Raw genomic sequence first — 26,601 nt, forward strand, 5'->3', positions numbered from 1 at the left:
GAAGCTACAATCAATGTAGAAATGACGGTACAATCACATTCAAAAAAAATGGGTACGTCAACCTAATAATTTTAGCTACCAAACAAATTTTTCCAATGCGCATAAAAGTCTCGAAAATTGCCTATTTCTATGGACTTTCGCATCTTTTCCATGAAGCTTTGCATAAAAAATAAATTATGGTAGGTAGATAAGGAAAAGGCGGTTAATTCCTTTACCTTATGTAAGTGGCGAATGTAACCAAGACTATATGTTTTGCAAACCTTACAGCCACATTCGGGATCAATGGGTGCATCACTGAGCCTATGGGATTCATTTCGTAAATTGAGTTTGCCATTGGAGGTGAATACTTGCCCATTCCGAGCATTCCTTGTGGGAAGTACACAATCAAACATATCAATCCCGTTTTTCACGCCCTCTAGGATGTCTACCACGGTTCCCACACCCATCAGGTATCTAGGCCTCGCCTTGTCCAAATGAGGGGCCATACATTCTAAAATCCGAATGTATTCAGGCCTTGGTTCCCCCACACTCAAACCGCCGATGGCAATTCCCGGAAAATTGATTTTTTGTAAGGTTTCTAAACTCCGAAGGCGGAGGGTTTCATTCACCCCACCTTGGACAATGGGGAATACATTTTGCCCATTTGGATTCTCCATCCAATAGGCATAGGACTCCTTGGCCCACCTGTGAGTCCGATCTAATGCAAGTTCCAGCCGTTTCGTATCACTTCCATACGGGGCACAATCATCAAGGACCATCATGATGTCCGATCCAATGGACCTTTGCATATCAATCACAGATGTTGGAGTGAATTTATGGTAACTCCCATCGATATGAGATTGGAAACGAACGCCGTCTTCCTCAAACTTAAACAAACTGGCAAGGCTAAACACCTGAAAACCACCTGAGTCGGTAAGAAGAGCCTTTTTATAGGACATGAAGTTTTTTAAACCATGGAAATGATCAAAAACCTCTTTGCCTGGTTTTAAATAGAGGTGATACGTATTGGCAAGGATTAAATTGTAACCTAGCTCATCAATATCTTCCGAGGTAAGTGATTTGATGCTACCACGGGTTCCCACAGGCATAAAAATCGGAGTTTGGATTTCGATGCCATTTAGAATTAACGTACCAGTCCTTGCATAAGAACCAGTATCATGTGTTCCTTCTTTAAAAATAGAAGTCACTATTTTTTGTTTTTGTGTTCGCAGGTTGCAAAGTTTAAACAATTCCCAAAAATATTCAAACTATGCCCAGTGATGGTGAACCCATTTTCAGAAGCTGCTTTGTTTTGTAATTCTTCAATGCGTTCATCGATGAATTCGACAATCCGCCCACATTGCATACAGATGATATGATCATGGTGTTCATGACCAATGATGTGTTCGTAGTATTTGTAATCTTTACCAAAATCATGTTCTTCCAGTAGGCCCGCTTCCACCATAATTGCTAAAATTCGGTAGATAGTCGCTTTGGAGATTCGATCCTTATTGTCTTTTAATTCGTCGAGTAATCCTTCTGCTGTAAAATGATTATGACTAGAAAAGATCTTTTGTGCAACTAACAGACGTTGGTTGGTTATTTTTAAACCTTTTTCTTTGAGATACTCTTCAAACGCGAGCATCTCTTTTTTTGTGTCTTCATGGGAAATAGGATCGTTTTGCAAGGGTTATCTCCTAATTACTATCTTAATTCAATACACCAGAAAGCGAATAATACCAAGCTCTTTCTGCTTCTTCAGCGATTCGAAGCGCCATCACCCGTAACAAACGGTTTTGTGCTTCGAGTTCCGATTCTCGAAATCCAATTTGAGTGGAAAAGTGCACTCTTCCTGGAATCTCACTCCGTTCCATTGGAATTTTGACTCCTGTATCGGCTTCGATGATCTCCACCCGAGTCACAACGAACAATTCGGAGGTGATTTGTTGGTCAGCCAAATCCATTAAATCCCCTACCTGTTGGTAGTGGACAATCTCTGCATACAATCGGTATTTCGCGAGAGTTTTTTCCCGAGTGGTGATGAACCTTCCCCTACGGTCGATTTCTTCCATAATCATTTGGGTGAGTCGTGTATGCATTCCTGGGGAATAGGTATTGTTTCTCACATTTTGAATGTAAATCAAACGTTTGGAATCGGGGATGGGGACTCCGTCAATCTTCGGAGGCCGGCCTGGTTCTTTTGAAAAAAAAGCACACCCAGACACAAGAAGGATAAAAATTAAAACAACACCTTGTTTCATTTGAAATTGTTCCCTGTCATACTAGGTCCCAAGTCTAGATTGTCAAGGGAATCGATGGGTTAGGATTTTCTTCTTTCGCCAAGGAAAGGCATGACAAAGCAAGTGGGCGGTTTCTACTTTTCCCATGCAGTTGGCAAAGTTATGTTTTCCTCTCCTTTCCCTACTCTTTTTTCCAAACATCCTACTTTCGGATTCCAAAATTCCAGACATCCCTCATCGCGATGTAGGTTTTCCTTTGCCCTATTTTTCACCTGTTTCGGGAACTTTTGCTGAAATTAGAAATCACAACTTACATTTAGGATCAGACTTTAAATCCTATGGATTAAATGGTCATAATATCTTAGCCACCTTTGATGGGTATGTCGAAGAAATCAGTTATTCCAAAACGGGATACGGACTTTCTTTAAATTTATACAATCCAAAATATAAAATCAAATCTAAGTATGCCCACTTACATTCCTTTGGCGGAACTCTTGTCGAATTAGAACTTTTGAGACGAGCTTTATTACTTATGGGAGATCCCACTGGCTTCCAACTGAAACTCCCCGCCGGAATGTTTTCTACTAAAAAAGGAAACGCCATTGGAAAAACAGGGGAAACAGGTTCTGGCCCACCTCACTTACATTTGGAATTCCGTTCGGAAAAAGGGACCATCAATCCACTCTACTTTTCTGAGATTCACCAAAAGGATGTAACTCCTCCGACGATTCTTTCTATGTTTCTCGAAGGGGATAGTTTAGAAAAACCAATGTTTCTCTCCGCAAAAGAAATCGGGAAAGGAAAGTTTGAACTCGTTACTGAAACTGGCGAAAGTTTTACTTCCATCCAACTAACAGGAAAAGTGCGAATTCGATTGAGTGGATATGACAAAATTCGTTCTCGGAACAAAAACAATGTGTATGGAATGGATTTGGAAGTGAATGGGAAAACGGTTTTCACAAGAAATTTTGATTTTTTATCCTTTGAAGAAAAATCACAAAAACACCAATTTTACGACATCAATCGATCCTCTTTATCACCTCCCGTTTATTTTTATCATATGTATGAGCAACCAAAACTCTTTAAAGAGGAAGGAAACTCACTTGATTTAAACCAATTCCCCAAAAATGAAAAAATCCAAATCCAAGCATCCCTACGTGATGCCACGGGAAACAAATCCTCTGTATACTTTACCATTCTCCACGAAGAACCACACAAAGACCTTAGTACCAAACAAGTTTCGAAACGAACTGGAAACAAATACAAATCCTCCGACGGAGTGATCACTCTCGATTTAACAAAAGCAGAAGTATCTGGGGATGGAAATTTACTCATCACAGAGATCCAAGAAAAAGACATATCTTTCAAAATTCCGAAAGGTCTTCCCCTCAAAGGAAAAATTTACCAAGTTGAAACAAAACGAATGAGTTGGAAAGGAGAAGGACTGGGTGAAATGAATTTAGGTTACACACCTTCCATCAAAGATTCCTTATATTTTTATGATGTATCCATCGGAAAATTCCAAGGTGTTCAACCAAAACGAAAACCAGGTGGGTTTAGTTATAAACTCACTAAGTTAGGTTATCTAATGGTGTTGTCTGATGAAACTCCCCCTACTGTTTTCCCAATGACATCTATTGCCCGATACATCGAACTTCCAGAAGTGAGAAATCATTGTATGGAAGAAAAATATTACGGATTATCGGATACGGGAAGTGGATTTAAAACGAATGTAGAACTTTTGTTAGATGGACAAAGTTTTCCTTATGAATATGATCCAGACCGAAGTGCCATCCGAGTTTTGATTCCGAAGAGCCTACAAAAAGAAAGGCCTTATCTTCTTTTGGAAGTTAAGGCCTCTGATTTTGCCGGAAATGTTTCCGAACCGTTTGTGGATCTAATTTCTACGAATGGTTGGAAGGAAGACCTTCAGGCTTCCTGTCCAGTCATCGAGTAACGAGCGATATCCAAAACTTCGTAAACAGTTTCTGTTGCACCGAAAACGAGTGTTGCTTCATTTCCAGTGTGTTTACCAAGTAAAGACTTCGCAAGTGGTGATTGGTAGGAGATGATATTTTTTTCAGTATCAGCATCCCAAGCACCTAAGATGGAGTAAGTGACGACTTCTCCTGTTTGTTTGTTTTTCAAACGAACAGTGGTTCCGATCCCTACTTTTTCTGCTTTGACATCACTTAGATCTAAGATACGAGCACTTTTGAGTTCTGCTTCCAAACGTTTGATGGCTGCTTGGAGCTGTGCTTGTTTTTCCATAGCAGCTTTGTATTCTGCGTTTTCTCGTAAGTCCCCTTTTTCTTGGGCCTCTCCGATATCACGAGAGTTTTCAGCCATTTCCACATTCACAAGGTGTTCAAACTCGAGTTTTTTCGCATTGAAAGCTCGTCTTGTCACAAGCACCACATCGTGAGGTAGGTTTGCTAATGGATCATCATCTGCATCTTCTTCAGAGTCATACTCATCCCAAACAATGTTTGGTTTCACTTCATTGATAAGAGCATACAATTGGTCTTTTTCTAAATCAGTGACATATGGCACTTCTTTGAAAAGAGCAAATAGTTTTCGAACATACTCATCGTCAGCGTTGGTTAAGATGTCACGGAGAAGGCTATTGTCTTTTCCGAACAAAATGTCCATCGCTTGGTTTTTGAGTTTGGTTCCCTTGTCTTCAATTTTAGCAAGAGGTTTTAAGATACGGAAAACTCGGAGAACCAAGTCTTCTTCACTCACCTTTAACCAATCAAATTTCCAAGTATGAGATAAAATCGATTTTGCGACCCAAAGGAAGACTTCAGGATTTTCTTTGGATTTGTTACTCACAGTCTCAACAAACAAATTGAGTTCTGCATACTTTTCGTCCGCTACCAAGTTTTGGAAAACCGAACGGTTTACCTTTACAGGAACTTCGAAAAGGAGACCAATGAGGATATTGATTGCTTCCAGATGGTGATCACGGATCAGATCTTTAAATCCTTTTTTAATATCCGTGTTTTCCAAAGCTTTGGAAATCTTAAGAGCATCATCTTTTGTTAATGTTTGAATCAGCGTTTTTAACTCAGGCTCACGGATTTTATGAGAAAACTCTTCCGTTGGCCAAGCCTTCCCAGCTTCTTCCAAATAAAGGTAAGCAGAAATTTTACGAATGATATCTCTCGCTGATTCTTCTTCCACATAATGGGAGATAAAAAATTCACCAGCTTCTGCAGCTTCATCTGAATCTCGCACTGCTTCCATGGCAATTTCTAACTTTTTATTCACATCAGTAGTGGCTTGGAATTTTTGAGTGAGGGTTTCCGAGTGAGTGATTGGTTTCTCATGATAAACCACTTCATCTTTTTTCTTCGGATTCATTCCGATGTTCGCTTCTTTTTTAAGAACCGATTTCACCTTCGCCCACCATTTTGACCACTCATCTGCTTTTAAGAATGTACCTATGAGTTCATTCTTCATGTCAGAGATTAACATTTTGTTTTCGTAAGACTTGAGCAGTTGTTTTAAAAACTCTGCCAAGTTTTCTTGGAACATGGTTGTGATTGCTTTTCTATCTTCGAAGTGTTGCACCCAAATATGATCTTTCTTGAGAGGTTTCAAAGAAGTGATCGCCATTTGAATGGAAAGTTTATGATCTTTCTTTTCTTCAAAATCAACAAAGATTGAATCTCCCGTTTGAGAGATGGATGTGATTTTACCAACACCCCAGTTTCTATGCATGACATAGTTACCTGTATCAAAAACAATGTTACGTTCAAAGTTTGTGATACAAAGTTTTACTGGTTTACGGTTGTTCCCGAGTTCACTCATTTTAAGGAAATCTTCGAGTAACGAGTGTGCTACGTATTTTTGTTTGTAAGAACGAATGAGTTCGTTACGTGCTTTTTGAGAAGCAGGTTCGTGTTCTAAGATTTTTTTGAGGAAGTAGATCACATGATCCCAATCTTCCATCGCCTTAAATGGCTCAACGATTGGGTAAAGAAGACCAACTAACCGAGTTTTCTCTCTTTGGCCGAGTAAAATCCTTTCGATTTTATCAAAGAAAGAAACGTCTTCATAATTATTTTGAACGATGGTAGGCCAAATTTCTTCCATCGGAACGTATTCTTTGTTTTTCGCGTACATCTCAACTGCGAGTTTGAGATAAGACATCGCTTTTGGTTTGTCTTCTTCCATAATGGAGAATCCATACTTCTTAGCGATCTCAGGGTTTTTGCGGTCTTGTTTGGCTAACTTTTCTAAAACAACTTTGAGTTCTTTATTTTTTTTGAGTTTATCAAGAGCTTCTGCTTTGACTCGTAGAGCAAGTCTATGGTCGCCAAAACGTAAAATAGAGTCAGTGATATATTCGATGATCGTCCATTTTGCATGAGCTTTAAACGCATCCAAAATATTTTTCACCAAATTCGCATCTCCCATGGAATCTTCCATGAAGGATATGATCATTAACATGTATTTGGCGGAGATTGATTCAGGGTGTTCTTTGAAATGATCTTCGATTTTTTGTTTAGCTTCCGCTAAACGATTTTCTGCCTTGTATGCATCAATGACATCGTCATAGATTTTGAATTTAGAAACGGGCACCGTTCCTGCATCAGCACGAACATAAATTTCCTCATTAAATAGAGGTGTTAGTTTGTCGTTTTCGGCAATTTTGTTTGATTTGTCTTCGGTAATAGTCTCAGGCATGAAAAGAATCTCCCTCTTCGTATTTCCAATAAAGGGTGTTCATAGTTCCTATAAAGTTGTTACGGTAAATTTAGCGATGAATCCGCGAAAAGAACAGTCCTAGGGTTCATTTTCCAGGTCCGTTCGATTCTGTAAAGCCAAAAAACCCAGCCGATTAGCTGGGTTTTCCTGGTCCAAGTAGATTCCCTTGGAGTGAAAAGGGATCTATTTGTTTTGAGAAGAACCGTTACTTCCCCCACAATCACGCACTTTTGCGCCTGTGGAGATCGCTCCCGATTTTTGAAGCATTTGCTCCAATTTCACTTTGTTTTTGCAATCCTCTTCATCAAAGTCAAGGTTTGCTCCATCAAAGTGAACTTCAAATGTATCCGCAAGGACACGAAGTTCATCGAAGAAAAGATATACAGTCTCAGGTCCAGTATTTGTGCGAGAACGAATTTTGAATTGTTTGAAAATCAAGTTCCGAGTCGCAGGGAAAGCATTCGCTTCCTGTGGAATTCCTGGAGGGATTGTGATATGAAGAGGTCTCCAACCCACAAAGTCAAGGGATCCAAAAGGGAAGATATGGCTATTGCCATTATGGTCTTCTAACCAACCTTCTAAGTCATACTCGTTTCCACGACCAAGAACCCAAACGGAAATGGCTTTCACGTTACCAGGTGCTTCAATACCATACACTTTTTCCAATTTCTTTTTGTTGTCTGCATCGATGTAAGGACGAGCTCTTGTGATTTCATATTCAGGAGCACGTGGAGGACGAACCGTTACCACGTTGTTTCCTGGGAAAGTGAATTGGAATTTGACTGCTAAAACTTTTGCATTGCCTGCATCTACGTTTTTCACGTCACCAGGTTTTCCTGGAACCAATTTCACTTCTCTCATGACAAGTGGTGACTTCGCTGGGTCATTGAGGACTGGTGAATACTTGTTGTTTTCATCAAACTTCATGTCTCCAGAACCATCTTTGTTCACACCGTCTTTGTCAGTGAATACTTCCCAACCATATGGTGCAGAAGAAACAGGATTGTCCCATGATTCAATTGTAATGGCTTTTAATTCAAAAGCACCAATATCGTTTCCAACCGGTGTTGCCACTCCATTGGATACTTTGTATTGTGCTTGTGCAAAACCGATAAGTGCAACCGAGCTTAGCGCTAATAAAGTTAGGATTTTTGTTTTTTTGTTTTCCATTGTTCCTTTCTCCCGCTTACCAATTGTCCTTAATTTCGGATCCAGGGTATTTCGCTTCGGATCTGTCTGTTCTCACTTGTAAGTCGTCTACATAAAAGTAGAAGTCCCCTGCTACTTCGTGAACATCAGATGTCACAAATAGGGAAACAAAGTGAAGGTTTTTATCCAAAAGTGCAAATCGTGAGCTTTGTGGGATGAATCCAGGAACAGTTGCTGTCAACTTTCTCCATCCAAAAAAATCCAATCGACCCAAACGGATATTATGTGTTACGTCTTTATAATCTCTGAATTTTGCAAATAAGGTGTGTCTGTATTTTCTTCCAAGAACCCATACAGAGATTTGTCTTACTTTCCCTTTGATGATGTATTCATGTGGAGGATAAAGTTCCACACGATCTAGACCCTTAGCAGCAAAATGTGTTTTCACTCCTAAGATATGGTTTTTTTCGAGTTTATCACCACCATCTTCTGGTACGGTTTTTTCATCGAATACATCTTTGATGAGCCCGCGTTGAACGAGTTTCAAAGTTCTTGTTTCTCCGAGTGGAGTGGTAGCTTTCACTCTCCAATCCTCAGCCTCTTCAAAATCATCTAAAACGATTTTTCTAAGAGGGCTATCCTCATCATTTGCAGTGTTAGCTGTATTTTGTCCGCCAGTATCTGCCTGTGCGTACAACATTCCTATTGAAAGGAAGAGGCCTAACAACAGTTTGGTCATTCCTAATTTCCCCATGAAACTCACTCCTAAAAGGCTCCTAACTCCGGGTCTTTCGTATTCTCATTATCGGCTATCCGGCTTTTAAATTGATGCAAGATTTCGATCATTCGATCGATTCCTTCCGCCGGAAGAAAGATCGAGGATTTTTTGCTATTCGACCATTCCGATACTTTCAGGTAAAATCCAGCCTGGTTTTTCTTCAAATCCACCAAGAAAGTCTTATTTTGTGTTACGATCTTCTCGGTTAGGATTTCGGGGTCCACCATGCATTCCTTCTCCCTGCCTACGGTAATAGTATCGGTTTCCGAAACCCATTCCTTAGCTGTAATAGGAAGAAACTGAGGAATGGAAAAGGTTTTTTCGGATCTGTTCGATAAAAAATCCTAAATTGTCAAATTTTTGTCTCTTACAGAAGGTTTATGCGAATCGTTTGCGAAGTTCCCTTGCGTAAGCTAAATCATGAGTTAGTTTTCGCAGTCTTCGAATGTAGTAATGGGTCACTTCTTTGTAGAATTTGAGTTCCATTTCTTTGTTTTTAGAAAACATATCATGTAAATCAGCGTATCGAAGTTCGTAAAGTTCGGAATTTTCTTTGGCTTCGACTTTGGCGGAACGTTTTTCATCATCAAAAAAAGGCAATTCCCCAAAGTGATCCCCTTCTCCAAGGGTGATGAGGTTCACATCGTCCCCGTGACTTGTGGAAGTGGAGATTTGGAGGGTTCCATACTTCACAATGAACATGGATTCCGCATCTTCGCCCATGTCGTACAAAACGTTTCTAGGAGGTAGGTGGACTTCCCGAATCTTCTCTGCTATATGTAATAGTTCATCTTGGTTTAACTTTTGGAAGAGATATATTTTTTTGAGACTCTCTACTTTAGTATTCATTCATTCTCCTAGGATCTTTCTGAACATGGGGGAAATTTCTGATTTTGCAAGAGAAAATTAAGTAGAATGACGCATGATTTTTTCTGGACAAATCAAACGGAATAGTACTAATATTCGCAGTTCTCCTCGTCTACTAGGGGGAAACGCTAGGAAGAAAACAGAAACCTAGATCCAAAAAAAAGGGAAATTTATGACACCTAAAAAAAAGGTATTACTCGTTGAAGACCACGCGGTGACTCGGGTCGGCGTAAAACATGTCGTGAATGCTTCAAATGATTTTGAAGTGGTCGGTGAAGCGGAACATTCCTCTCAAATCACAGGCCTCCTACAAGAAACAAAACCCGATTTTGTCTTACTCGACTTGCGGATTCCTGGCGAAAATGTGCTGAATATGGTGAAGGATTGGAAAAAAGACCTTCCCCAATTGAAGGTTGTCACCTTGACCATGCTCGATGAACAACCGATTGTCCATTCGGCCATTGAAGCAGGTGTGGATGGTTATTTACTCAAAAGTGATGACCTAAGCAGCCTCACCAAAAACCTAAATGAAATCGCGGCGGGAAAAACGGTTTATAGTAAAAACTTAAAACTCAGTTTCAATCGCAAACCGCAAGATGGGAAAGTCGCCAATAAAAAAGAAAAACAAATCCTCACCTTACTTGGGCAAGGAAAAACCTACCAAGAAATCGGAACGGAAATTGGTCTTTCTAAACGAACCGTGGAATACCATGTGGGTCGCTTGAAAGACCGCTTCAACGCCAAAACCGTTGCCGAACTCATTGGGCGTGCCAAAGAACAAATGTTAATCTAATGGAAACTGTTAGAGATTGAGCAGTCGTTTGACAATCTCGACCATTTTTTCATCGGGAGATGTTTTGGTTAAAAAAGCATCTCCCCCAATTTCAATCACTTCTGTTTCTAATTTAGTACCTGTGTTTGGATCTGTGTGAGAACTCGAAACCAAAAGGGACCTGATTTCTTCCATTTCTGAATTCGCATACAAATCTCTTAAAAAATCGAGCCCCGTTTTTTCTGGCATGGAATAGTCCACGATGATGAGGTCAGGTTTCAGGCGAGAAACCGAATACAAAGCATGATCGGGATACTCTTCTTCCCAAAGGATACAAGGTAAGTCATTTAAAACTTTTCGGACTTGTTTGCGGTAACCTGGGTTATCGTCTAAAATCAGGACTATTTTTTCGAAATTGGGGAGTAACAGCTCAACGGAAGTGCCTTTGTCTACTTCGGACGTAACAACTAAACTGGCACCGTGGCGTTCTGCCACTTCAAAACAAAAGGCAAGACCAACCCCTGCACCCATTTCATCAGCGGTGCCTTTGCGAACAAATAAAAATCCTTCTTCTAACACATGTTCTGCCCAATAACTCGGCATTCCAATCCCTGTGTCTGTGACTTTGAGGCTCCAATGTTTATTTGCTTCCGTAAGAGAAATCTCAACCGAACCAGATTCCTTGGTAAACTTCACTGCATTTGTGAGTAAGTTCCAAACCAAATGTTCTATGAGGTTCGGATCCCCGATTCCAATGGACGACTCTTCCATATGAGCGATGACAGTGATATTTTTTGGTTTTGCCATCTCTTGGATTCGTTCCAAAAGTTGGTCTGTGATTTGACGAAAGTCAAAGAGTTGGTAGTCAGGAAATACAGCAGCATTTTGAAACCGCGAGTATTTGATGAGTTCTTCCACCATACTCAAAATATTTTTAAGACCCGTAGATGCCTCACCAAGTACCTGTTTTGCTCTTTCAGGGGATAGGGAAGGTGGAGTTTCTGTAAGTAAATTGACAACCGAAGAGATTCCAAAAAGGGGAGAACGGATATCGTGAGAAACAATGGAGATAAATTTATCCTTTAATTCCCCAGTTTTTTCCGCTTTTTCCTTTTCTTTTTTGAGTTCGAGGGTTTTCCATTCTACTTCTTTTCGTAGATTGAGGGTTAGGTATTCCGCTGTTTCCCAAGTATAAGCATTTTGTTTGGAAATCACGATGGCAAGGCAGACACAAAAAAAGGCAAATCCAAGATCTGTGACAAGTGGTAAGTCCCAACGTTTAAAAAACACAATGGAATCATAAATGGTGGCAGATAAAATCACAAATGTTCCCACAGTAATATAAATGCCAATGTACCGAGATTCCCGAATCAATGTGGAACGGATCGCCGCAACCAAGGCAAAAATCAAAATGATGGTCATATACACTTGGCTAAACACAAGAAGTTTTGTATACACAGCGTACGGTGTTGTTAGGATGATGAGGATTTGAATGACGATGGGAAGAAGTAAATATCGTTTGAATTTGTTTGGAACAAAGTGAAGTTGGATTTGATAAAAGAAAAGTAAACTAAATATTTGGATTCCACAAAACGCCAAATATTCCAATCGAATTTGCAACATTTCAAGAAAGTCACTTCCGACAAACCAATCCCGGGATACCCGTTCAAAGAGTAGGATTCGAATCATCCAGGAAAAACAAAGTAATGAAAACCAAAGTGTAGACTTATTTTTACTTCGATGGATGTATAAAAACAAATGACTGACAAAAAGAATCAAAAAGACACCGAAGAAAAATGATTTTTTCCGTTCTTTGAAACGTAGGTATAAACCCATTTTTCCCACCTCACCAAGGATTGGTGAATAGTAAGGACCACCTCTCGAATAAAGATAATTAGAAATCTGTAAATAAATCACAGTGGAAGGAGTGGCTCGAAAGGAACGACCAGTTTCTAAATAATATCCAATGGAATCTTCTTTGGATTTGGAAACTTTACCTGCAGACCCAAGTAATACTAGGCCTCTTTCCTCGTTGTGAAAATACAAGCGATAGGCAGAGGATGCTTCTCGTAAATACAACATCAAGTTCATCGGTTCTGTTACCTGTAATTTCAAACGGTAAGTAACAACACCATGGGCGGGAAGATTTTGGTTCACCCAATACGCCGGAACTGCCAAGCGAACAGGTGTTTTCTGGTCTAGAGCTTTGAATTCTATTTCTGATTCGGGAAGTTCGCCAGGATAAGCATCCCACTCCCCAGCAAGTGGGAAAGGCTCTAAGGTATTTAAGTTTTCCTTAGTCAGATCTAAAATTCCGTTTTGGATCGATTTGGCAGGTCCTAAGGTGGGAATGCCTCGGTTACAATGGGCAAAAGGGAAACAAAGTGATAAAACAAAGAGGAAAAAAAATAACTGCGAAGTGCGAATCCGTTCCACATCCAAAATCTAAAAGGAATTTGGAAAAACTCAAATCTTATTAGGAGTTCTACGAGAATTTTGTGACAAACTAAAGTTTCCCTTTTCCCATCGGTACGTCTCTCCCCACTTAGAAAACATTGACTTGGTTGGGAAATGAGACGAACTAGTGGATTTTCGAGGGAATAAATGGCCAAACAATCTGATGCTTTTACCAAAAAAATGAAGGAAGGATACCCAAGTGAGGGTTCTCTTTTCCTAGGATGTGGGAAATTTGATGGGGATACGTTCCCAGAGGCCAAAGTGCAAATCCCACTTTCTACCCTCAACAGACATGGCCTCATTGCCGGTGCCACAGGAACAGGAAAAACCAAAACCTTACAACTACTCACAGAAGCCCTCTCCGATGAAGGTGTTCCTGTCGTCCTGATGGACATCAAAGGTGACCTTTCTGGTCTTGGTGCTGAGGGAGAATCCAATGACAAAATTGAAGAACGAAGTAAACTGTTAGGTGTCAGTTGGAAACCAACCTCCTACCCTGTGGAATTTTTATCCATCTCCAAAGAACCGGGAGTGAGACTTCGGGCAACGGTGGCAGAATTTGGTCCTATTTTACTTTCTCGCATTTTAGAACTGAATGAAACACAAAGTAGTGTGGTCTCTTTAGTATTCAAATACTGTGATGATTTGGGTTTACCTGTTCTTGACCTTAAAGATTTCAAAAAAGCCTTACAATACATCAATGACGAAGGGAAAAAAGAATTAGAAAAAGAATATGGCACTGTTTCTTCCCAAAGTGTTTCGATCATCTTACGAAAGTTAATGGATCTGGAAAGCCAAGGGGGAGAAGATTTTTTTGGAGAACCCTCGTTTGATGTGGAAGACCTTTTGAAAACTGACTCTAAAAAAGGAAAAATTTCCATTGTTCGACTCACTGACATCCAAACCAAACCTCGCCTGTTTTCGACGTTTATGTTGTCCCTTCTCACAGAAATTTATGCAAACTTCCCCGAAGAAGGAGATTTGGAAAAACCAAAACTGGTTCTCTTTATTGATGAAGCACATTTGGTGTTTGATGAAGCCTCAAGTGATTTATTAAAACAATTGGAAACCATGGTGCGCCTCATCCGCTCCAAAGGTGTAGGGATTATTTTCTGTACACAATTTCCTACGGACCTACCAAAAGAAATTTTGGGCCAACTGGGTCTCAAAGTCCAACATGCCCTTCGCGCGTTTACAGCAAACGACCGTAAAGCGATCAAAACTGCTTCTGAAAATTATCCCGAAACAGATTTTTATGATACAAAAGAAGTGATTACGGAACTCGGCATTGGAGAGGCGTTTATCACAGCGCTGAGTACAAAAGGTGCCCCCACTCCCCTGGTGCATACCCTTCTCTCCCCACCTAAGTCACGGATGGGAACTCTCACTGAGAAAGAACTGGAGAAATTGATTGGTGGGTCGGATCTAGTGAAAAAATACGAAACCACTCTCGATCGGGAAAGTGCCCACGAGATGCTGACCAAAAAAATGGAAACCATCGCCGAAGAAACCGAAGGTGCAGAAGAAGAATCGGGAACGAAGAAACCCAAATCCAAACGAGCACAGGAAAAGGAAGACCCTAGTTTTGTCGAAACCCTCTCGAAAAACCCTCTCGCCAGAGAAGTGGGAAGGACTGTCGCCAAAGAAGTCACGAGGGGTCTCCTTGGAATGCTCGGGGTCACTCCCAAACGAGGTTCCAAACGGAAAAAAACTGGGTTATTTGGATTTTAAACCTTTTTTAGCACTCTTCACTTGAAAGTGCTTGACCTCTTTCTCCTACAAACATTCTATGGTACTGGAGTTTAGCACTCTTTTTATAAAGGTGCTAAACTTAGTATTAATAAGTAGATTGCATACAAGGAGTCACTCATGGCATCAATCAAACCTTTAGGCGACCGAGTAGTCGTAGAGCCAAAGAATGAGTCGGAAGAAAAAATCGGATCCATCATCGTACCGGACACTGCGAAAGAAAAACCACAAGAAGGTAAAGTCATCGCTGTGGGACAAGGCCGTTATGAAGACGGAAAACTCGTTCCTTTAGAAGTAAAGGTCGGAGACACAGTTCTCTACGGAAAGTATTCCGGAACAGAAATCAAACAAGGCGGAAAAGATTTACTCATCATCCGTGAAATCGACATCCTCGGTGTTGTGACAAACTAAATCTAAAAGGAAAGAATCAATCATGGCTAAAACAATAGAATTTGATGAATCAGCTCGTAGAAAACTTCTTAGCGGAGTGAACAAACTAGCTAACGCAGTCAAGGTGACTCTTGGACCAAAAGGTCGTAACGTAGTCATCGACAAAAAATTTGGATCTCCTACCATCACAAAAGACGGTGTAACGGTTGCTAAAGAAATCGAACTAGAAGATGCAATCGAAAACATGGGCGCTCAAATGGTAAAAGAAGTTTCTACCAAAACGAACGACATTGCTGGAGACGGAACCACTACTGCAACCATTCTTGCACAAGCCATCATCAATGAAGGTTTGAAAAACGTAACTGCGGGTGCAAACCCAATGGCTCTTAAACACGGGATCGACAAAGCTGTTGTTGCTGCTGTAGAAGAAATCAAAAAACACGCAATTAAAATCAATAGCAAAGCAGAATACGCAAACGTTGCGACTATCTCTGCAAACAATGATCCAGAAATCGGTAACCTCATTGCGCAAGCTTTTGACAAAGTGGGTAAAGAAGGTGTGATCACTGTTGATGAAGCAAAATCAATTGAAACCACTCTTGATATCGTAGAGGGTATGCAATTTGATCGTGGATACGTGTCTCCATACATGGTGACTGATCCAGAAGCAATGATCGCTACTTTTAACGATCCATTCATCTTAATTTACGACAAAAAAATTGCTTCGATGAAAGACCTTCTCCCTGTGCTTGAAAAAATTGCACAAGCGGGAAGACCTCTTGTCATCATCGCTGAAGAAGTAGAAGGCGAAGCTCTTGCTACAATCGTGGTAAACACACTTCGTAAAACCATCCAATGTGTGGCTGTAAAAGCTCCAGGGTTTGGTGATAGAAGAAAAGCAATGCTCGAAGACATCGCAATCCTCACTGGTGGACAAGTGATTTCTGAAGACCTAGGAATGAAACTTGAAAACGCTGATGTGAAGATGCTCGGTCGCGCTAAAAAAGTGGTCGTGGACAAAGAAAACACAACCATCATCGAAGGTGCTGGTGCTTCTAAAGACATCCAAGGCCGCGTGAACCAAATCAAAAAACAAATCGAAGACACAACTTCTGATTACGATCGTGAAAAACTCCAAGAACGCCTTGCAAAACTTGCTGGTGGTGTTGCTGTGATTCACGTTGGTGCTGCGACTGAAGTAGAAATGAAAGAGAAAAAAGCTCGTGTAGAGGATGCTCTTTCTGCCACTCGCGCTGCTGTGGAAGAAGGAATTGTTCCTGGTGGTGGACTCACACTACTACGCGCACAAGACGCAGTGAAAGGATTAAAACTTTCTGGCGACGAGCAAACAGGTGCAAACATCATCTTACGCGCATTAGAAGAGCCTATTCGTATGATCACTTCCAATGCAGGTCTTGAAGGATCTGTGATTGTGGAGCAAGCTCGTGCGAAAAAAGGAAACGAAGGATTCAACGCACTCACTATGGTTTGGGAAGACCTGATCAAAGCTGGTGTTGTTGACCCTGCGAAAGTAGTTCGTTCTGCCCTTCAAAATGCAGCTTCCATTGGTGCGATGATCCTCACCACTGAAGTGACCATTACAGACAAACCTGAGCCGAAAGATGCTGCTGGTGCTGGAATGGGCGGCATGGGAGGAATGGGTGGTATGGGAGGAATGGGCGGCATGATGTAAATCATTCGCACATTTCACCTTTGGTCTGTTTGGTTACACAAGCAGGCCAAACCTGAAGAAGGCCTTGTGAGTCACATCCGAGGCCTTTTTTTATGAGTAGGGAGTTTACGACTTTCAGGTAAATGTGAATATCGAAAATCTCAGCGTTTCAATAGAAAACATTCGAATGAATCATCCTACTTCGAGGCTTCCTGCGGTTTCAATCTTCGTTTTCGCTATTTTCTAAACTGTTTCGTTTATACTTTTCCTCTGCTCGTTTCTTTTGTTTCGATTTTTGTTTGCGGATGGCATCATGTTTCTCACGAAATGTTTCTGGAGTACGTTCCTTCTCTACTTCCAAACAAAGTAGATCACGTGCTTTGTAACGATTGAGTCCTTGGGTGCGGTAGATCGAACACTTCACTTGTTTGCCTGTAGGAACATGAAGTAACACAACGGCTGTTGCCACCTTATTGACGTTTTGTCCCCCTTTCCCACTCGCCTTCACAAACTGTTCTTTTAAATCAGATTCGCGTATGCCAAGAGTCTCCATCTTCTGTTTCAGAGAGGCATTTTTTTCAGGGGATACTGGGAACGAAAGGGACATGATCGAGTTTATCTTTGGTCAGAATTTGGAATGGTGTTTGGCTGGAAGCTCAAGTAGAACCTAATTGGATTGGTTGAATGCCTTTTTTGTATCTTCGTGAATGAATTGGATTTAAAATCGGTATTCCTTGGAAGAATCCCTTCGTTTGAGGAAGGGGTTTCGTTCCATAGGCCTCAATTGGAACCTAAGCCTTGTCTTACGTGGCCGTAGATTCTTCGATTTCTAAAATGCGTTTTCTCAGATCAGAAGCCGTTTCATAATTTTCGATTTGGATGGCATTGAACTTTTGGATGTAAAGACCAACCAATTCATCCCCTACCTTTCCTGGAACCGAAAGTGCTTTTTTGAAATTATCAATGTCTAGTGTTGGATGGTTCGTATGGAAGTAGTCCACAATTCGTTCCATCTTAAGCCTTGTGGCTTCTCTGGCAATGCCCGAAGTATTGCGAAACTCAATGGATAAATTGGCTAAGGTTTCCAGTGGTTCACTTGCAGGATCCAGTTGGTCGCTAAGATTTGTGGTTTGTGTTTTCTTTTCTTTTGCCTTACAGAATTCCACATACCGCATCACCATGGAATTGAATTGTTCCATTCGTTCTTGGATGTATTGGTTCGCCTGCTCTTTGTTTTCTGGCATTTGGAAGTCTGGAAGTTGCACCACATCATACAAATGGATGTTGTCCGAGAGGATCTTCATGAGCTCCTCTTTGGAAGGAAGAGCTACAGGTGGAAACGTCACCACAGGGTAGTTGTCCCCTATTTTTAAGAAACTCACCACCACATTGGAGGCTATGATTTTCCCACCTGGTGCAATCGGATTTTCTCCGAATACATGGCAGTATGCGATTAAATTCCCGGTTGGATTTGGTTTGGAACCGCGTTCAAAATTCATAGTGTATCCTTTAGACTAAGAAAAGCATAGGAAGAAACAAGTGATTTTTAATCTTCCCAATTCGCAATTTGTTCCTCTAAATTCTTTGCAATTTGGAAATACGCCTTTTGCAAAGGAGAGTCTTTTGCGTCAAGTAGAGCCGGTTTTCCTGATTCACCAGAACTCATCACATCCAGTGTCAGAGGAACTGCACCCAGTTCGGGAACCCCCACTTGTTTGGAAAGTTTCTCCCCTCCCCCTTTGGAAAATACATCCGTCACATGGCCACATTTGGGACAAGCAAACCCAGACATGTTTTCCACGATCCCAAGGATTGGTACTTTTACCTGTTTGAACATGGCTGCTGCCCGACCTGCGTCTAACACTGCCACTTCTTGTGGAGTGGTGACAATCACTGCTCCGTCTAGGTCAATGAGTTGGGCAAGGGACAACTGCACATCTCCTGTGCCTGGAGGTAAATCAATGAAGAGGTAATCTAATTCTCCCCATACGACATCGTATAAGAACTGTTCAATGGCCTTTCCAAGCATAGGTCCACGCCAAACGACTGGTTGGTCTTCTGTGACAAGAAAGGAAAAGGAAATGAGTTTGATTCCGTGTTTTTCAATGGGATAAATTTTATCTTCTTCGGATTTTAATGCCACTCGGCCATTGATTCCAAACATCTTTCCAAGAGATGGACCATAGATATCAGCATCCATGATTCCCACCTTCTTCCCGTTACGTGAAAGTGTACTTGCCAAGTTTGCAGTGACAGTGGATTTTCCCACTCCCCCTTTTCCAGAACCTACAGCGATGACTTTTTTGACTCCGAAGATTCTGTTTCCGTCTTCCATCTTTAGGTTTTGGTCGACTTCAAACTTAATTTTAACTTTTCCAGCACCTTCAATTTTTGAAATCAACTGTCTTGTTTGTGCTTCGAGACCAATTTGCAAACGGCGGTCTGCATTCGGAGTTTTGATGAGGATTTCGATTCCATCATCCGTTGGAGTGACACCTGCCACCATTCCAAGACTCACGATGTCTTTTTTCAGTTCCGGGTGTTTCACTTGCATGAGTTGCCGTTGGATGGTTGTTAAATCAATTTTAGAATTCGCCATGGTATGTCCTTTAGACGACTCCCTCTGTTTCTTCGTAAAGAATGGGATTTGTCTCTGTAAATTTGTTTTCTGAATAAATGAAACGACGGTAGTGAGTTTGTTTTCCCAGTTCAATCAAGTGGAATCCACACTCATGTTTGGAATCGGAAAGCCGTGTACTCGATGCTGAGTTCACAATAGTGAAGGGAGTTTCTTTTCCTGGAAGTTTCACCCAATTGGTATGAGTATGTCCATGTAAGTACAACTCAGGAGGATTGGTTTGTAAACCTTCCACCACTTCCTTACGGTTTGACATACGATGGGAAGAGGATTCAATTTCTGAATTGGGATTCCAAAGTGGATGGTGGCCTACGAGTACATAGGGTTCTTTTGCCAAGTTCACTGTTGTATCAACCACTTCTTTTGCCACATATCCATTTGCTGTGATCCTGGGAATGGCTAAATTGGAATCCCAACCAACAAAAAGTTTTCCTGCAATCCGTTTCGTGCGTAAGTAATGATGGGAACTTACAGACTCTCCCATCCATTCTGCAAAAGCCTTTTCAAATAATGGATTTGGATCCATGGCTCTTTTTTGGTAACGGTCATGGTTTCCTGGAATTAAGAACGTTTTGTCCGTAAGGATCGGTTTTAAAATGTCTTTTGCGTTTTGGAATTCACTTGGATGTGAAACGTTTGTTAGGTCACCAGAAATGACAAGTGCATCATATTCTAAACTCTTGATTGTGTCCACCATGGCGGCAATGAGAACCACTGGGTGTTTTGACCTTCTCCTCACATGGTAATTGAGGTATCCGACAATGGCTTTTCCACGAAGTGAAAACAAAGAGAGTTTTTTCGGGAAATGTAAATCGGAGATATGAAGGATTTTCATTCGTTAATATCCATGATTCCGAGGATATCTCCTTTTTTCACTACCGATCCTTGTTCCATGATGATTTTTTTTAAAGTGCCAGAATAAGGGGATTCGACAGGAAATGCTGCTTTATCCGTGACTAGTTCGATCACTTCGTCCCCTTCTTTCACAGTTTGGCCTTCTTTGCATAACCAACGGACGAGTTCAATTTTTTCGGTATCACCCAAATCAGGAGTTTTCAGAAGGAATTCTTTCATATACAAACAAACCTGCTTCCTCGGTCGGAAAACTGGTTTACAAAACCTTGTTTTCCCGTTTTTTTAACATAAAAGTTTAGCGAACCTCAATGGCAAACGAGAAAATCAAATACAAAGGCTCAGAAATCCTTCAAAACTTAGACCAACTTATCGAAAAGGATTATTTCCATTTTGAATTAAAAGGCCTAACAAAATCAACCCGTGACATCGTCAATGAAGTCGTACAAGGAATTCTAAACCGTGTGGGTGCAAACCCTCTCACTTCCTTTCACCTCTTTAGCGGACTCATGGAAGCCCTTCTCAATGCGGTAAAAGCCAATACAAGATTTGTCATTTTCCAAGATGAACTCTTAACCAAACTGAAAGCCCAAGGCCAAACACCAGAAGAAGAGGCAGAAGAGTTACTGGATATCATTTTAGAAACAGAACCACTCAGGGATGCAATGCAACGTTACATTGTACCCGATAAAATCAAAAAAGTGGTACAAAAGATCCTCACTCTCTCAGACAAAAAGAGAACCAAAAAACACAATCTGTCTGAAGACGAAAGAGACTTCCTAACAATTGTTAGAGAAAAAGTAAAAAAGTATGATCTAAAAATTTCGATGAAAATTGAAATTCGTCCTACATCTGTTTACATTCGGATTCGGAACGATTCTCCGATTATGGGAATGGATTTAAATCGAATTCGAAAAAGTAGAGAACGCCATGCGGAACTTGCGAAACAAGGAAACAGTGCTGAGTTTTTTCGCCCTGACTTTTTGGATGAAAAAGAAAGTGCTGGTTTTGGCATTGCGATGATTGATGAAGGATTTTATAATTTGGGTCTTGATCCTTTAGAGTGTTTTGATATCCAAACGAGTAAAAAAACCACCACTGTTTATTTGAACTATCCTCTCGATGCCCTTCAGAAAATGGAGTTTTGATTCTTATCGAATCGATTCCTTTTGCATCCTTTGAAGAGAACTACCGAACCTTAAAGGGACTTCTTTTCGAAGATACACTTTCTGAACCTGGATTTACTCTTTCGGATCATTATTTTGATCCGAAAGAAGTGATCGAACTTAGATACCATAAAAACCAATCTTTAAAAAACCAAATCCAAACCATCTTTGACAAACTGGATGAGGAACGAAAAAAAGGTTTTTATCCATGTGGCATCCTCTATTATGAGTTAGGTTTTCATTTTATAGAAGGATTGGATTTATTCAATGCCACCTTAAAAGAAAATTGCCCCCTACTTCATATCACAATCTTCCAAAAAAAAAGAAGGGTAAAATACAGAAACCCAGATCCAACCCTGTTGCAAACAAACCACCTGACTCACCTAGAACCAAAGTGGTCGGAGGGCACCTACATAGAGAAATGGGAACAAATTAAGGAATTTTTGACTCTAGGGGAAAGTTATGAAATGAATTTATGTTTTCCCGTAGAACTACAATTTGGTGGAGATCTCTTTTCTTTCTACCAAAACTTAAAAACGAAACAAAAAACGAAATACTCTGTTTATTATCCTATGGAAGAAAATTCCAAAACAGTAATATCCCTTTCCCCCGAACTATTTTTTGAAGTGAATGGGGATGAAATTACCACAGAACCCATGAAGGGAACCATCTTACGAGGAAAAACAAAACAAGAAGACCAAAAAAACTTTTTGTACTTACAAACTTCGGAAAAAGAAAAAGCAGAAAACGTAATGATCACTGACCTTTATCGAAATGATTTGGGAAGGATCGCAAAACAGGGAACAGTTGCCGTGGAAGAACTTTTTACCATTCGAGGTCTAAATACCGTATGGCAAATGGTGTCGAAAGTGAAGGCTACCTTAAAACAAACCTTTTCGTGGAACTCAGTCCTTTCTGCACTTTTTCCTTCGGGTTCGGTGATCGGTGCTCCTAAACGTAGATCTTACGAACTTTTGAGTTCTTTGGAAGGGAAGGAACGAGGAGTGTATACAGGTGCTTTTTTCACTTCGGAAGAAACAAATCAAATACCGAAAATCCGTGCCAGTGTTACGATTCGTACGTTAGAAATCCAATCGCAAGACACAAAACAGGTTGCCATTTATGGAATTGGAAGTGGAGTCACCATTTTATCCAAACCCCAAGAGGAATATAACGAATGTCTTTCCAAACTAAAGGTTTTGACAAACCCCTTTCCCCCTCAATTTGAAATTTTAGAAACCTTAAAAGTCGCGCGAGGAAGAGTATTTTTAAAAAAATTTCATAGGGAGCGTATGGAATCCACTGCAAACCGATTTGGATTTTCTTTTTCAGAAACGAAACTAGAAGAAACCTTACAAGAAATCGAAACCAAAACGGAAGGAAAAGCCAGGGTTCGATTGTTGCTTAAGGAAACGGGAGAATTCCATTACGAAACAATTGCTCTCGCAAAACGAACGGTACGACCCACCATACGTTTGGGTTTTGCTAAAGAACCCATTGATTCGGATGATCTTTTTTTATATCACAAAACAACGAACAGAAGTGTATACAACAAGTTTACTGCCATTTGTAAGGAATTAGGGTTTGATGATTGCCTCTTATCGGACAAAGAAGGGAATATCTTAGAAACGACAATCCGCAATCTCTTTTTCAAAGAAAAGGGAAAGTGGTACACACCGTCCTTAGACACAGGTGGCCTTCCTGGAGTCTTTCGAGAATGGCTTCTCCAAAAAAATTGGGTGCAGGTAAAACCCACAACCAAAGATGACTTACTAAAAGCAGAGGCCATCCTTGTAGGGAATTCCGTTCGAGGATTCGAACGGGTAACACTTGTTACAAAATAAATCGACTGAGGTCTTTGTCCTCAATGATTCCTTTGAGTTTGTTGGAAACATATTCTTCATTGATGACCACATGTTTTTTGTCCTCTGGTAAATCGGGAGCTTCAAAACTTGTGTCTTCCAATAATTTTTCCATGATGGTATTGAGCCTTCTTGCTCCAATGTTTTCGTTTTTTTCATTCATTTGAAAGGCAAGTTTCGCAATTTCAGCAATTCCATCTTCCGTGTATTCAATCTTCACACCTTCTGTGGCAAGAAGGGCTTCGTATTGTTTGGTGAGCGAAGACTTAGGCGTTGTGAGAATTTTAATAAAATCACCTTCTGTTAGTGTTTCCAATTCTACACGAATCGGGAATCTCCCTTGTAACTCAGGAATTAAGTCCGAAGGTTTTGTCATATGAAAGGCACCAGCGGCGATAAACAAAATATGATCTGTTTTGATAGGACCAAGTTTTGTATTTACCGTCGATCCTTCGACAATCGGAAGTAAGTCACGTTGTACCCCTTCTCTCGAAACGTCGGCACCTTGGCGCCCTTCTCTTCCTGCAATTTTATCAATTTCATCCAGAAAGATAATCCCCATCTCTTCCACTCGGCGCACTGCTTCGGATTGGATTTTATCCGAATCAATGAGTTTCTCTGCTTCCGATTCAAGTAAAATTTTCTGTGCATCCGAAACTTTTACCTTTCGTTTGCCTGATTTTTTTGGCATCAAATCCCCAAGTAGGTTTTGGATTTGGTTGTCCATCTCTTCCATATTCCCAGCACCAAACACTTGCAACATGGGCATCCCTGATTGAGGAGATTGTTTTGGAATATCAATTTCGATTTCTTGTTCGTTTAGAATTCCTTTTCGTAGTTTCTCTCGAAATTTTTCTCTGGATTCCTTATAACTTTCAAAACGTTCTTTTTCTTCCGGATTTAACTCCGATTCTTTTTTATGAAAGATTGGTGGAAGGATGGCATCTAAAATGATTTCTTCTGCTTTTTCGGCGGCTTTGTCTTTTACACTGTCTCTAAATTCCGCTTTCACAAGATTTAACGCACCCATGGCCAAATCACGCACCATGGATTCCACATCCCGACCTACATACCCAACTTCTGTGTATTTGGTGGCTTCTACTTTCAAAAAAGGAGCACCACATAACTTCGACAGACGACGTGCAATTTCTGTTTTTCCAACACCCGTTGGCCCAATCATAATGATGTTTTTTGGGTAAATTTCTTCCCGTAAGGATTCTTCCAGTTTACGTCGTCTGGAACGATTGCGAAGGGCTACTGCGACAGCACGTTTTGCTTTTATTTGTCCGATGATGTGTTCATCCAAACGTTCTACAATTTGGCGCGGTGTGAGATCCTCAGTTTTGTTTGGATCGTTTGCCACTTCTGCTAAAATGGTTTTGAGTGTCATATTATAATTCCTCGATCACTAAATTGTGGTTCGTATAAATACAAATGTCAGCGGTGATCTTCATCGCTCTTGTGATGATTTCTTTTGGGTCTAAGTCTGTGTTTTCTACAAGGGCTCTGGCAGCACTGAGCGCAAAATTACCGCCAGATCCAATAGCAAGTACTCCATCATCTGGGGAGATCACATCCCCTGTTCCTGAAATGAGAAAAGATTCGTTCGCATCACAGACAATGAGGAGTGCTTCAAGCCTACGTAACATGCGGTCCATCCGCCATTCCCGTGCCAGTTCTACCGCGGCACGAGAAACAGAACCACCATGTTCAATTAATTTTTTTTCAAAGAGTTCAAAGAGTGTGAAGGCATCAGCAGCACTTCCCGCAAAGCCAGCAATCACCTTACCATTGTAAAGGCGACGTACTTTTTTTGCTGTATGTTTCATAACGGTATTTCCCATCGAAACTTGGCCATCTCCTCCGACTGCAATTTTTCCATTTTTACGAACAGAGAGGATGGTGGTTGCGTGAATTGTTTCCATACGGATAAAATTCCAAATGGGAAACCGTTGTCGAGAAAAATGGAGGTTACTTTCTTTTGATGAGAACCATCTGGTTTCCAATCTCAAAGGATTGGTCTAAAAAATAATAATCGGTGAGTTCGCGAATCATAAAAAGTCCAATGCCGTGTTCTCTGTAATCACTTACGTCAAAACTCCGTAAATCTTTGGGTTCTACTTTTTTTCCATAATCGCGGAGTTTGATTTCCACTCGGTCTTTATCAAATTGGATTTCGATAAAGATGGGTTTGTCTGTGCGACCGGAATATGCGTGACGAATGATATTGGTGATGGCTTCCCCGATCACCAATTTTAAATCCATGGAATCAAAAAGAGAAAATCCATGTTCTAAACATAGATGAAAAAAATAATTACGTGTGTGGGAAACAAAACGGGGGTTGGAAGGAATTTGGATACGGACTACTTTTCCGTAGTCCGCATGTTTCGTGGGGTTCGACATTATCCTCTCGGATGGAATTTCTTATGAACTTCCTTCAGAGTTTTATTTGCCATATGTGTATAAATCTGTGTGGTAGAAATATCGATATGACCAAGTAACTCTTGCACAGATTTGAGGTCCGCGTGGTTTTCGAGAAGATGTGTTGCAAACGAGTGACGCAAAGTGTGCGGAGTGACTTTTTTCTTGATTTTTGTACGTTTGATGTAGTGGTTGAGAAGTCTCCATACCGACTTACGATTGATATACGAACCTTTTTTCGAAACAAACACAAAGTCACAAGTTCTTTTTTTCAAAATTTCTGTACGGCTTTCTGAAAGGTAACGTTTCAGGATTTCCAATGACTTTTCACCAAAAGGAACGAGGCGTTGTCTTCCCCCTTTTCCTTCCACTGTGATTGTCATATTTTCCATATCAATATCAGTCATTTTTAAATTACATGCTTCTGAAATCCGAAGGCCAGATGAATACAGAAGTTCAAAGATACATTTGTCACGAAGTTCGTACAAATTGTCTTCTTTGATGTTGCGAAATAATTCTTCGATTTCTGTTTGAGTGAGGTAGTCAGGGATGGTCCTTGCTACTTCCGGTGTTTCAATTTTTTCCGTTGGATTGGAATCGAGACGTTTTTCATCTCTTAGGTATTTGTAAAACTGACGGATTGCCACAACTTCTCTTGCAAGGGTTTTTGCAGAGATTTTACGTTCCCTTTCTTCTTCGAGAAAACGCATGATGTCGTTTGCTTTTACTTCTAAGAAGTTGATATGTTCTTTTTCCAAAAAGATGGCGAACTTGTTGAGATCGTATCCGTAGGAATAAATCGAATTATCGCTCAGTCCTTTTTCTACGGAAAGGTACTCTTGGAATGTTTGTAAAAGCTGATTTTGAGAAACTGGCAATTTGGAACCCATCTT

25 protein-coding genes are annotated in these 26,601 nt (G+C 40.6%); 7 read left to right on the plus strand and 18 right to left on the minus strand.

The window, feature by feature from the left end:
• Positions 1–71: 71 nt before the first annotated feature.
• From tgt to EHQ59_RS08870, 3 genes are all read right to left on the minus strand, one after another.
• On the minus strand, positions 72–1,187 hold the full coding sequence (tgt, locus tag EHQ59_RS08860) for a tRNA guanosine(34) transglycosylase Tgt (RefSeq protein ID WP_135619311.1): 1,116 nt from the start codon (positions 1,185–1,187) through the stop codon (positions 72–74).
• Complete coding sequence (locus tag EHQ59_RS08865) at positions 1,187–1,624, minus strand: Fur family transcriptional regulator (protein WP_244242780.1); 438 nt, start codon at positions 1,622–1,624, stop codon at positions 1,187–1,189. Before EHQ59_RS08865 ends, tgt begins: the two co-directional genes overlap by 1 nt.
• Before the next feature lie 64 nt (positions 1,625–1,688).
• Positions 1,689–2,240, minus strand: coding sequence for an LPS assembly lipoprotein LptE (locus EHQ59_RS08870; RefSeq protein WP_135619313.1), 552 nt, complete (start codon positions 2,238–2,240; stop codon positions 1,689–1,691).
• 124 nt (positions 2,241–2,364) lie between these two features.
• Between EHQ59_RS08870 and EHQ59_RS08875 the strand changes: the two genes are divergently transcribed.
• Positions 2,365–4,176, plus strand: coding sequence for a M23 family metallopeptidase (locus EHQ59_RS08875; RefSeq protein ID WP_135619314.1), 1,812 nt, complete (start codon positions 2,365–2,367; stop codon positions 4,174–4,176).
• Here the strand turns inward: EHQ59_RS08875 and greA are convergent.
• The 5 genes from greA to EHQ59_RS08900 form a co-directional block, all read right to left on the minus strand.
• Entirely contained in the window at positions 4,149–6,914 is a 2,766-nt protein-coding gene (gene greA / locus EHQ59_RS08880) for a transcription elongation factor GreA (protein ID WP_135619315.1), read from the minus strand. The genes EHQ59_RS08875 and greA overlap by 28 nt on opposite strands.
• Positions 6,915–7,118: 204 nt before the next feature.
• Entirely contained in the window at positions 7,119–8,105 is a 987-nt protein-coding gene (gene flaA1 / locus EHQ59_RS08885; RefSeq protein ID WP_135619316.1) for a flagellar filament outer layer protein FlaA1, read from the minus strand.
• A gap of 16 nt (positions 8,106–8,121) precedes the next feature.
• The gene (flaA2, locus tag EHQ59_RS08890) at positions 8,122–8,838 is read right to left on the minus strand and encodes a flagellar filament outer layer protein FlaA2 (protein WP_100744622.1); all 717 of its coding nucleotides are present in this window, start codon (positions 8,836–8,838) and stop codon (positions 8,122–8,124) included.
• Between the two features lie 11 nt (positions 8,839–8,849).
• Positions 8,850–9,086: a PurA ssDNA and RNA-binding domain protein gene (locus tag EHQ59_RS08895; RefSeq protein WP_015678642.1), complete on the minus strand. Its 237-nt coding sequence runs from the start codon at positions 9,084–9,086 to the stop codon at positions 8,850–8,852.
• Between the two features lie 154 nt (positions 9,087–9,240).
• Positions 9,241–9,711, minus strand: coding sequence for a cyclic nucleotide-binding domain-containing protein (locus tag EHQ59_RS08900; protein ID WP_135619317.1), 471 nt, complete (start codon positions 9,709–9,711; stop codon positions 9,241–9,243).
• 190 nt (positions 9,712–9,901) lie between these two features.
• On the opposite strand from EHQ59_RS08900, the gene EHQ59_RS08905 reads away from it, so the two are divergent.
• Positions 9,902–10,522 carry a response regulator transcription factor gene (locus EHQ59_RS08905; protein WP_135619318.1) on the plus strand — a complete coding sequence of 207 codons (621 nt, stop codon included), beginning with the start codon at positions 9,902–9,904 and terminating at the stop codon, positions 10,520–10,522.
• A gap of 9 nt (positions 10,523–10,531) precedes the next feature.
• On the opposite strand, the gene EHQ59_RS08910 is transcribed toward EHQ59_RS08905, so the two are convergent.
• Positions 10,532–12,928 carry a hybrid sensor histidine kinase/response regulator gene (locus EHQ59_RS08910; protein WP_425270139.1) on the minus strand — a complete coding sequence of 799 codons (2,397 nt, stop codon included), beginning with the start codon at positions 12,926–12,928 and terminating at the stop codon, positions 10,532–10,534.
• A 177-nt stretch (positions 12,929–13,105) separates the two neighbouring features.
• Here EHQ59_RS08910 and EHQ59_RS08915 point away from each other — a divergent pair, with 177 nt between their 5' ends.
• The 3 genes from EHQ59_RS08915 (at position 13,106) to groL (ending at position 16,790) form a co-directional block, all read left to right on the plus strand.
• Positions 13,106–14,689 carry a helicase HerA-like domain-containing protein gene (locus EHQ59_RS08915; protein WP_135619320.1) on the plus strand — a complete coding sequence of 528 codons (1,584 nt, stop codon included), beginning with the start codon at positions 13,106–13,108 and terminating at the stop codon, positions 14,687–14,689.
• Between the two features lie 138 nt (positions 14,690–14,827).
• Entirely contained in the window at positions 14,828–15,118 is a 291-nt protein-coding gene (locus tag EHQ59_RS08920) for a co-chaperone GroES (protein ID WP_135619321.1), read from the plus strand.
• A gap of 22 nt (positions 15,119–15,140) precedes the next feature.
• Positions 15,141–16,790: a chaperonin GroEL gene (gene groL / locus EHQ59_RS08925; protein ID WP_100727478.1), complete on the plus strand. Its 1,650-nt coding sequence runs from the start codon at positions 15,141–15,143 to the stop codon at positions 16,788–16,790.
• 199 nt (positions 16,791–16,989) lie between these two features.
• On the opposite strand, the gene EHQ59_RS08930 is transcribed toward groL, so the two are convergent.
• The 5 genes from EHQ59_RS08930 to EHQ59_RS08950 form a co-directional block, all read right to left on the minus strand.
• Positions 16,990–17,376 carry a peptide chain release factor family protein gene (locus EHQ59_RS08930; RefSeq protein ID WP_135619322.1) on the minus strand — a complete coding sequence of 129 codons (387 nt, stop codon included), beginning with the start codon at positions 17,374–17,376 and terminating at the stop codon, positions 16,990–16,992.
• A 196-nt stretch (positions 17,377–17,572) separates the two neighbouring features.
• Positions 17,573–18,268, minus strand: a complete 696-nt coding sequence (locus tag EHQ59_RS08935; protein WP_135619323.1) for a hypothetical protein — start codon at positions 18,266–18,268, stop codon at positions 17,573–17,575.
• Positions 18,269–18,315: 47 nt separating this feature from the next.
• Positions 18,316–19,368: an Mrp/NBP35 family ATP-binding protein gene (locus EHQ59_RS08940; protein ID WP_135619324.1), complete on the minus strand. Its 1,053-nt coding sequence runs from the start codon at positions 19,366–19,368 to the stop codon at positions 18,316–18,318.
• Between the two features lie 10 nt (positions 19,369–19,378).
• Entirely contained in the window at positions 19,379–20,242 is an 864-nt protein-coding gene (locus EHQ59_RS08945) for a metallophosphoesterase family protein (RefSeq protein WP_135619325.1), read from the minus strand.
• Positions 20,239–20,481 (minus strand): biotin/lipoyl-containing protein, encoded by a 243-nt coding sequence (locus tag EHQ59_RS08950; protein ID WP_135619326.1) that lies wholly within the window; start codon positions 20,479–20,481, stop codon positions 20,239–20,241. The genes EHQ59_RS08945 and EHQ59_RS08950 overlap by 4 nt, the downstream gene beginning before the upstream one ends.
• Before the next feature lie 89 nt (positions 20,482–20,570).
• Here EHQ59_RS08950 and EHQ59_RS08955 point away from each other — a divergent pair, with 89 nt between their 5' ends.
• Together EHQ59_RS08955 and EHQ59_RS08960 are read left to right on the plus strand one after the other, a co-directional pair.
• Complete coding sequence (locus EHQ59_RS08955; protein WP_135619327.1) at positions 20,571–21,407, plus strand: hypothetical protein; 837 nt, start codon at positions 20,571–20,573, stop codon at positions 21,405–21,407.
• Complete coding sequence (locus EHQ59_RS08960) at positions 21,404–23,269, plus strand: chorismate-binding protein (RefSeq protein ID WP_135619328.1); 1,866 nt, start codon at positions 21,404–21,406, stop codon at positions 23,267–23,269. Before EHQ59_RS08955 ends, EHQ59_RS08960 begins: the two co-directional genes overlap by 4 nt.
• Here the strand turns inward: EHQ59_RS08960 and hslU are convergent.
• The 4 genes from hslU to xerD are packed head-to-tail and all read right to left on the minus strand — an operon-like array spanning position 23,259 to position 26,598.
• Positions 23,259–24,677 (minus strand): ATP-dependent protease ATPase subunit HslU, encoded by a 1,419-nt coding sequence (gene hslU / locus EHQ59_RS08965; protein ID WP_135619329.1) that lies wholly within the window; start codon positions 24,675–24,677, stop codon positions 23,259–23,261. The two genes, EHQ59_RS08960 and hslU, sit on opposite strands and share 11 nt — an antisense overlap.
• A gap of 1 nt (position 24,678) precedes the next feature.
• Positions 24,679–25,212 (minus strand): ATP-dependent protease subunit HslV, encoded by a 534-nt coding sequence (gene hslV, locus EHQ59_RS08970; protein WP_100727469.1) that lies wholly within the window; start codon positions 25,210–25,212, stop codon positions 24,679–24,681.
• A 46-nt stretch (positions 25,213–25,258) separates the two neighbouring features.
• On the minus strand, positions 25,259–25,690 hold the full coding sequence (locus EHQ59_RS08975) for an ATP-binding protein (RefSeq protein WP_135619330.1): 432 nt from the start codon (positions 25,688–25,690) through the stop codon (positions 25,259–25,261).
• A complete protein-coding gene (gene xerD / locus EHQ59_RS08980; protein WP_135619331.1) occupies positions 25,690–26,598 on the minus strand; it encodes a site-specific tyrosine recombinase XerD in 909 nt (302 codons plus the stop codon). Before xerD ends, EHQ59_RS08975 begins: the two co-directional genes overlap by 1 nt.
• Between the last annotated feature and the right edge of the window lie 3 nt (positions 26,599–26,601).

The organism is Leptospira kemamanensis, assembly GCF_004769665.1.
GTDB lineage: Bacteria > Spirochaetota > Leptospiria > Leptospirales > Leptospiraceae > Leptospira_A > Leptospira_A kemamanensis.

What these genes read in the sequence shown, in the direction of transcription:
- EHQ59_RS08865 (WP_244242780.1), bottom strand. Translation starts at nt 1,624, where the DNA reads ATGCTCGCGTTTGAAGAGTATCTCAAAGAAAAAGGTTTAAAAATAACC.
- flaA2 (WP_100744622.1), bottom strand. Translation starts at nt 8,838, where the DNA reads ATGGGGAAATTAGGAATGACCAAACTGTTGTTAGGCCTCTTCCTTTCA.
- greA (WP_135619315.1), bottom strand. Translation starts at nt 6,914, where the DNA reads ATGCCTGAGACTATTACCGAAGACAAATCAAACAAAATTGCCGAAAAC.
- groL (WP_100727478.1), top strand. Translation starts at nt 15,141, where the DNA reads ATGGCTAAAACAATAGAATTTGATGAATCAGCTCGTAGAAAACTTCTT.
- hslV (WP_100727469.1), bottom strand. Translation starts at nt 25,212, where the DNA reads ATGGAAACAATTCACGCAACCACCATCCTCTCTGTTCGTAAAAATGGA.
- EHQ59_RS08945 (WP_135619325.1), bottom strand. Translation starts at nt 20,242, where the DNA reads ATGAAAATCCTTCATATCTCCGATTTACATTTCCCGAAAAAACTCTCT.
- EHQ59_RS08915 (WP_135619320.1), top strand. Translation starts at nt 13,106, where the DNA reads ATGGCCAAACAATCTGATGCTTTTACCAAAAAAATGAAGGAAGGATAC.
- EHQ59_RS08875 (WP_135619314.1), top strand. Translation starts at nt 2,365, where the DNA reads ATGCAGTTGGCAAAGTTATGTTTTCCTCTCCTTTCCCTACTCTTTTTT.
- hslU (WP_135619329.1), bottom strand. Translation starts at nt 24,677, where the DNA reads ATGACACTCAAAACCATTTTAGCAGAAGTGGCAAACGATCCAAACAAA.
- EHQ59_RS08900 (WP_135619317.1), bottom strand. Translation starts at nt 9,711, where the DNA reads ATGAATACTAAAGTAGAGAGTCTCAAAAAAATATATCTCTTCCAAAAG.
- EHQ59_RS08930 (WP_135619322.1), bottom strand. Translation starts at nt 17,376, where the DNA reads ATGTCCCTTTCGTTCCCAGTATCCCCTGAAAAAAATGCCTCTCTGAAA.
- EHQ59_RS08955 (WP_135619327.1), top strand. Translation starts at nt 20,571, where the DNA reads ATGGCAAACGAGAAAATCAAATACAAAGGCTCAGAAATCCTTCAAAAC.
- xerD (WP_135619331.1), bottom strand. Translation starts at nt 26,598, where the DNA reads ATGGGTTCCAAATTGCCAGTTTCTCAAAATCAGCTTTTACAAACATTC.
- EHQ59_RS08935 (WP_135619323.1), bottom strand. Translation starts at nt 18,268, where the DNA reads ATGAATTTTGAACGCGGTTCCAAACCAAATCCAACCGGGAATTTAATC.
- EHQ59_RS08950 (WP_135619326.1), bottom strand. Translation starts at nt 20,481, where the DNA reads ATGAAAGAATTCCTTCTGAAAACTCCTGATTTGGGTGATACCGAAAAA.
- EHQ59_RS08940 (WP_135619324.1), bottom strand. Translation starts at nt 19,368, where the DNA reads ATGGCGAATTCTAAAATTGATTTAACAACCATCCAACGGCAACTCATG.
- EHQ59_RS08905 (WP_135619318.1), top strand. Translation starts at nt 9,902, where the DNA reads ATGACACCTAAAAAAAAGGTATTACTCGTTGAAGACCACGCGGTGACT.
- EHQ59_RS08975 (WP_135619330.1), bottom strand. Translation starts at nt 25,690, where the DNA reads ATGTCGAACCCCACGAAACATGCGGACTACGGAAAAGTAGTCCGTATC.
- flaA1 (WP_135619316.1), bottom strand. Translation starts at nt 8,105, where the DNA reads ATGGAAAACAAAAAAACAAAAATCCTAACTTTATTAGCGCTAAGCTCG.
- EHQ59_RS08920 (WP_135619321.1), top strand. Translation starts at nt 14,828, where the DNA reads ATGGCATCAATCAAACCTTTAGGCGACCGAGTAGTCGTAGAGCCAAAG.
- EHQ59_RS08870 (WP_135619313.1), bottom strand. Translation starts at nt 2,240, where the DNA reads ATGAAACAAGGTGTTGTTTTAATTTTTATCCTTCTTGTGTCTGGGTGT.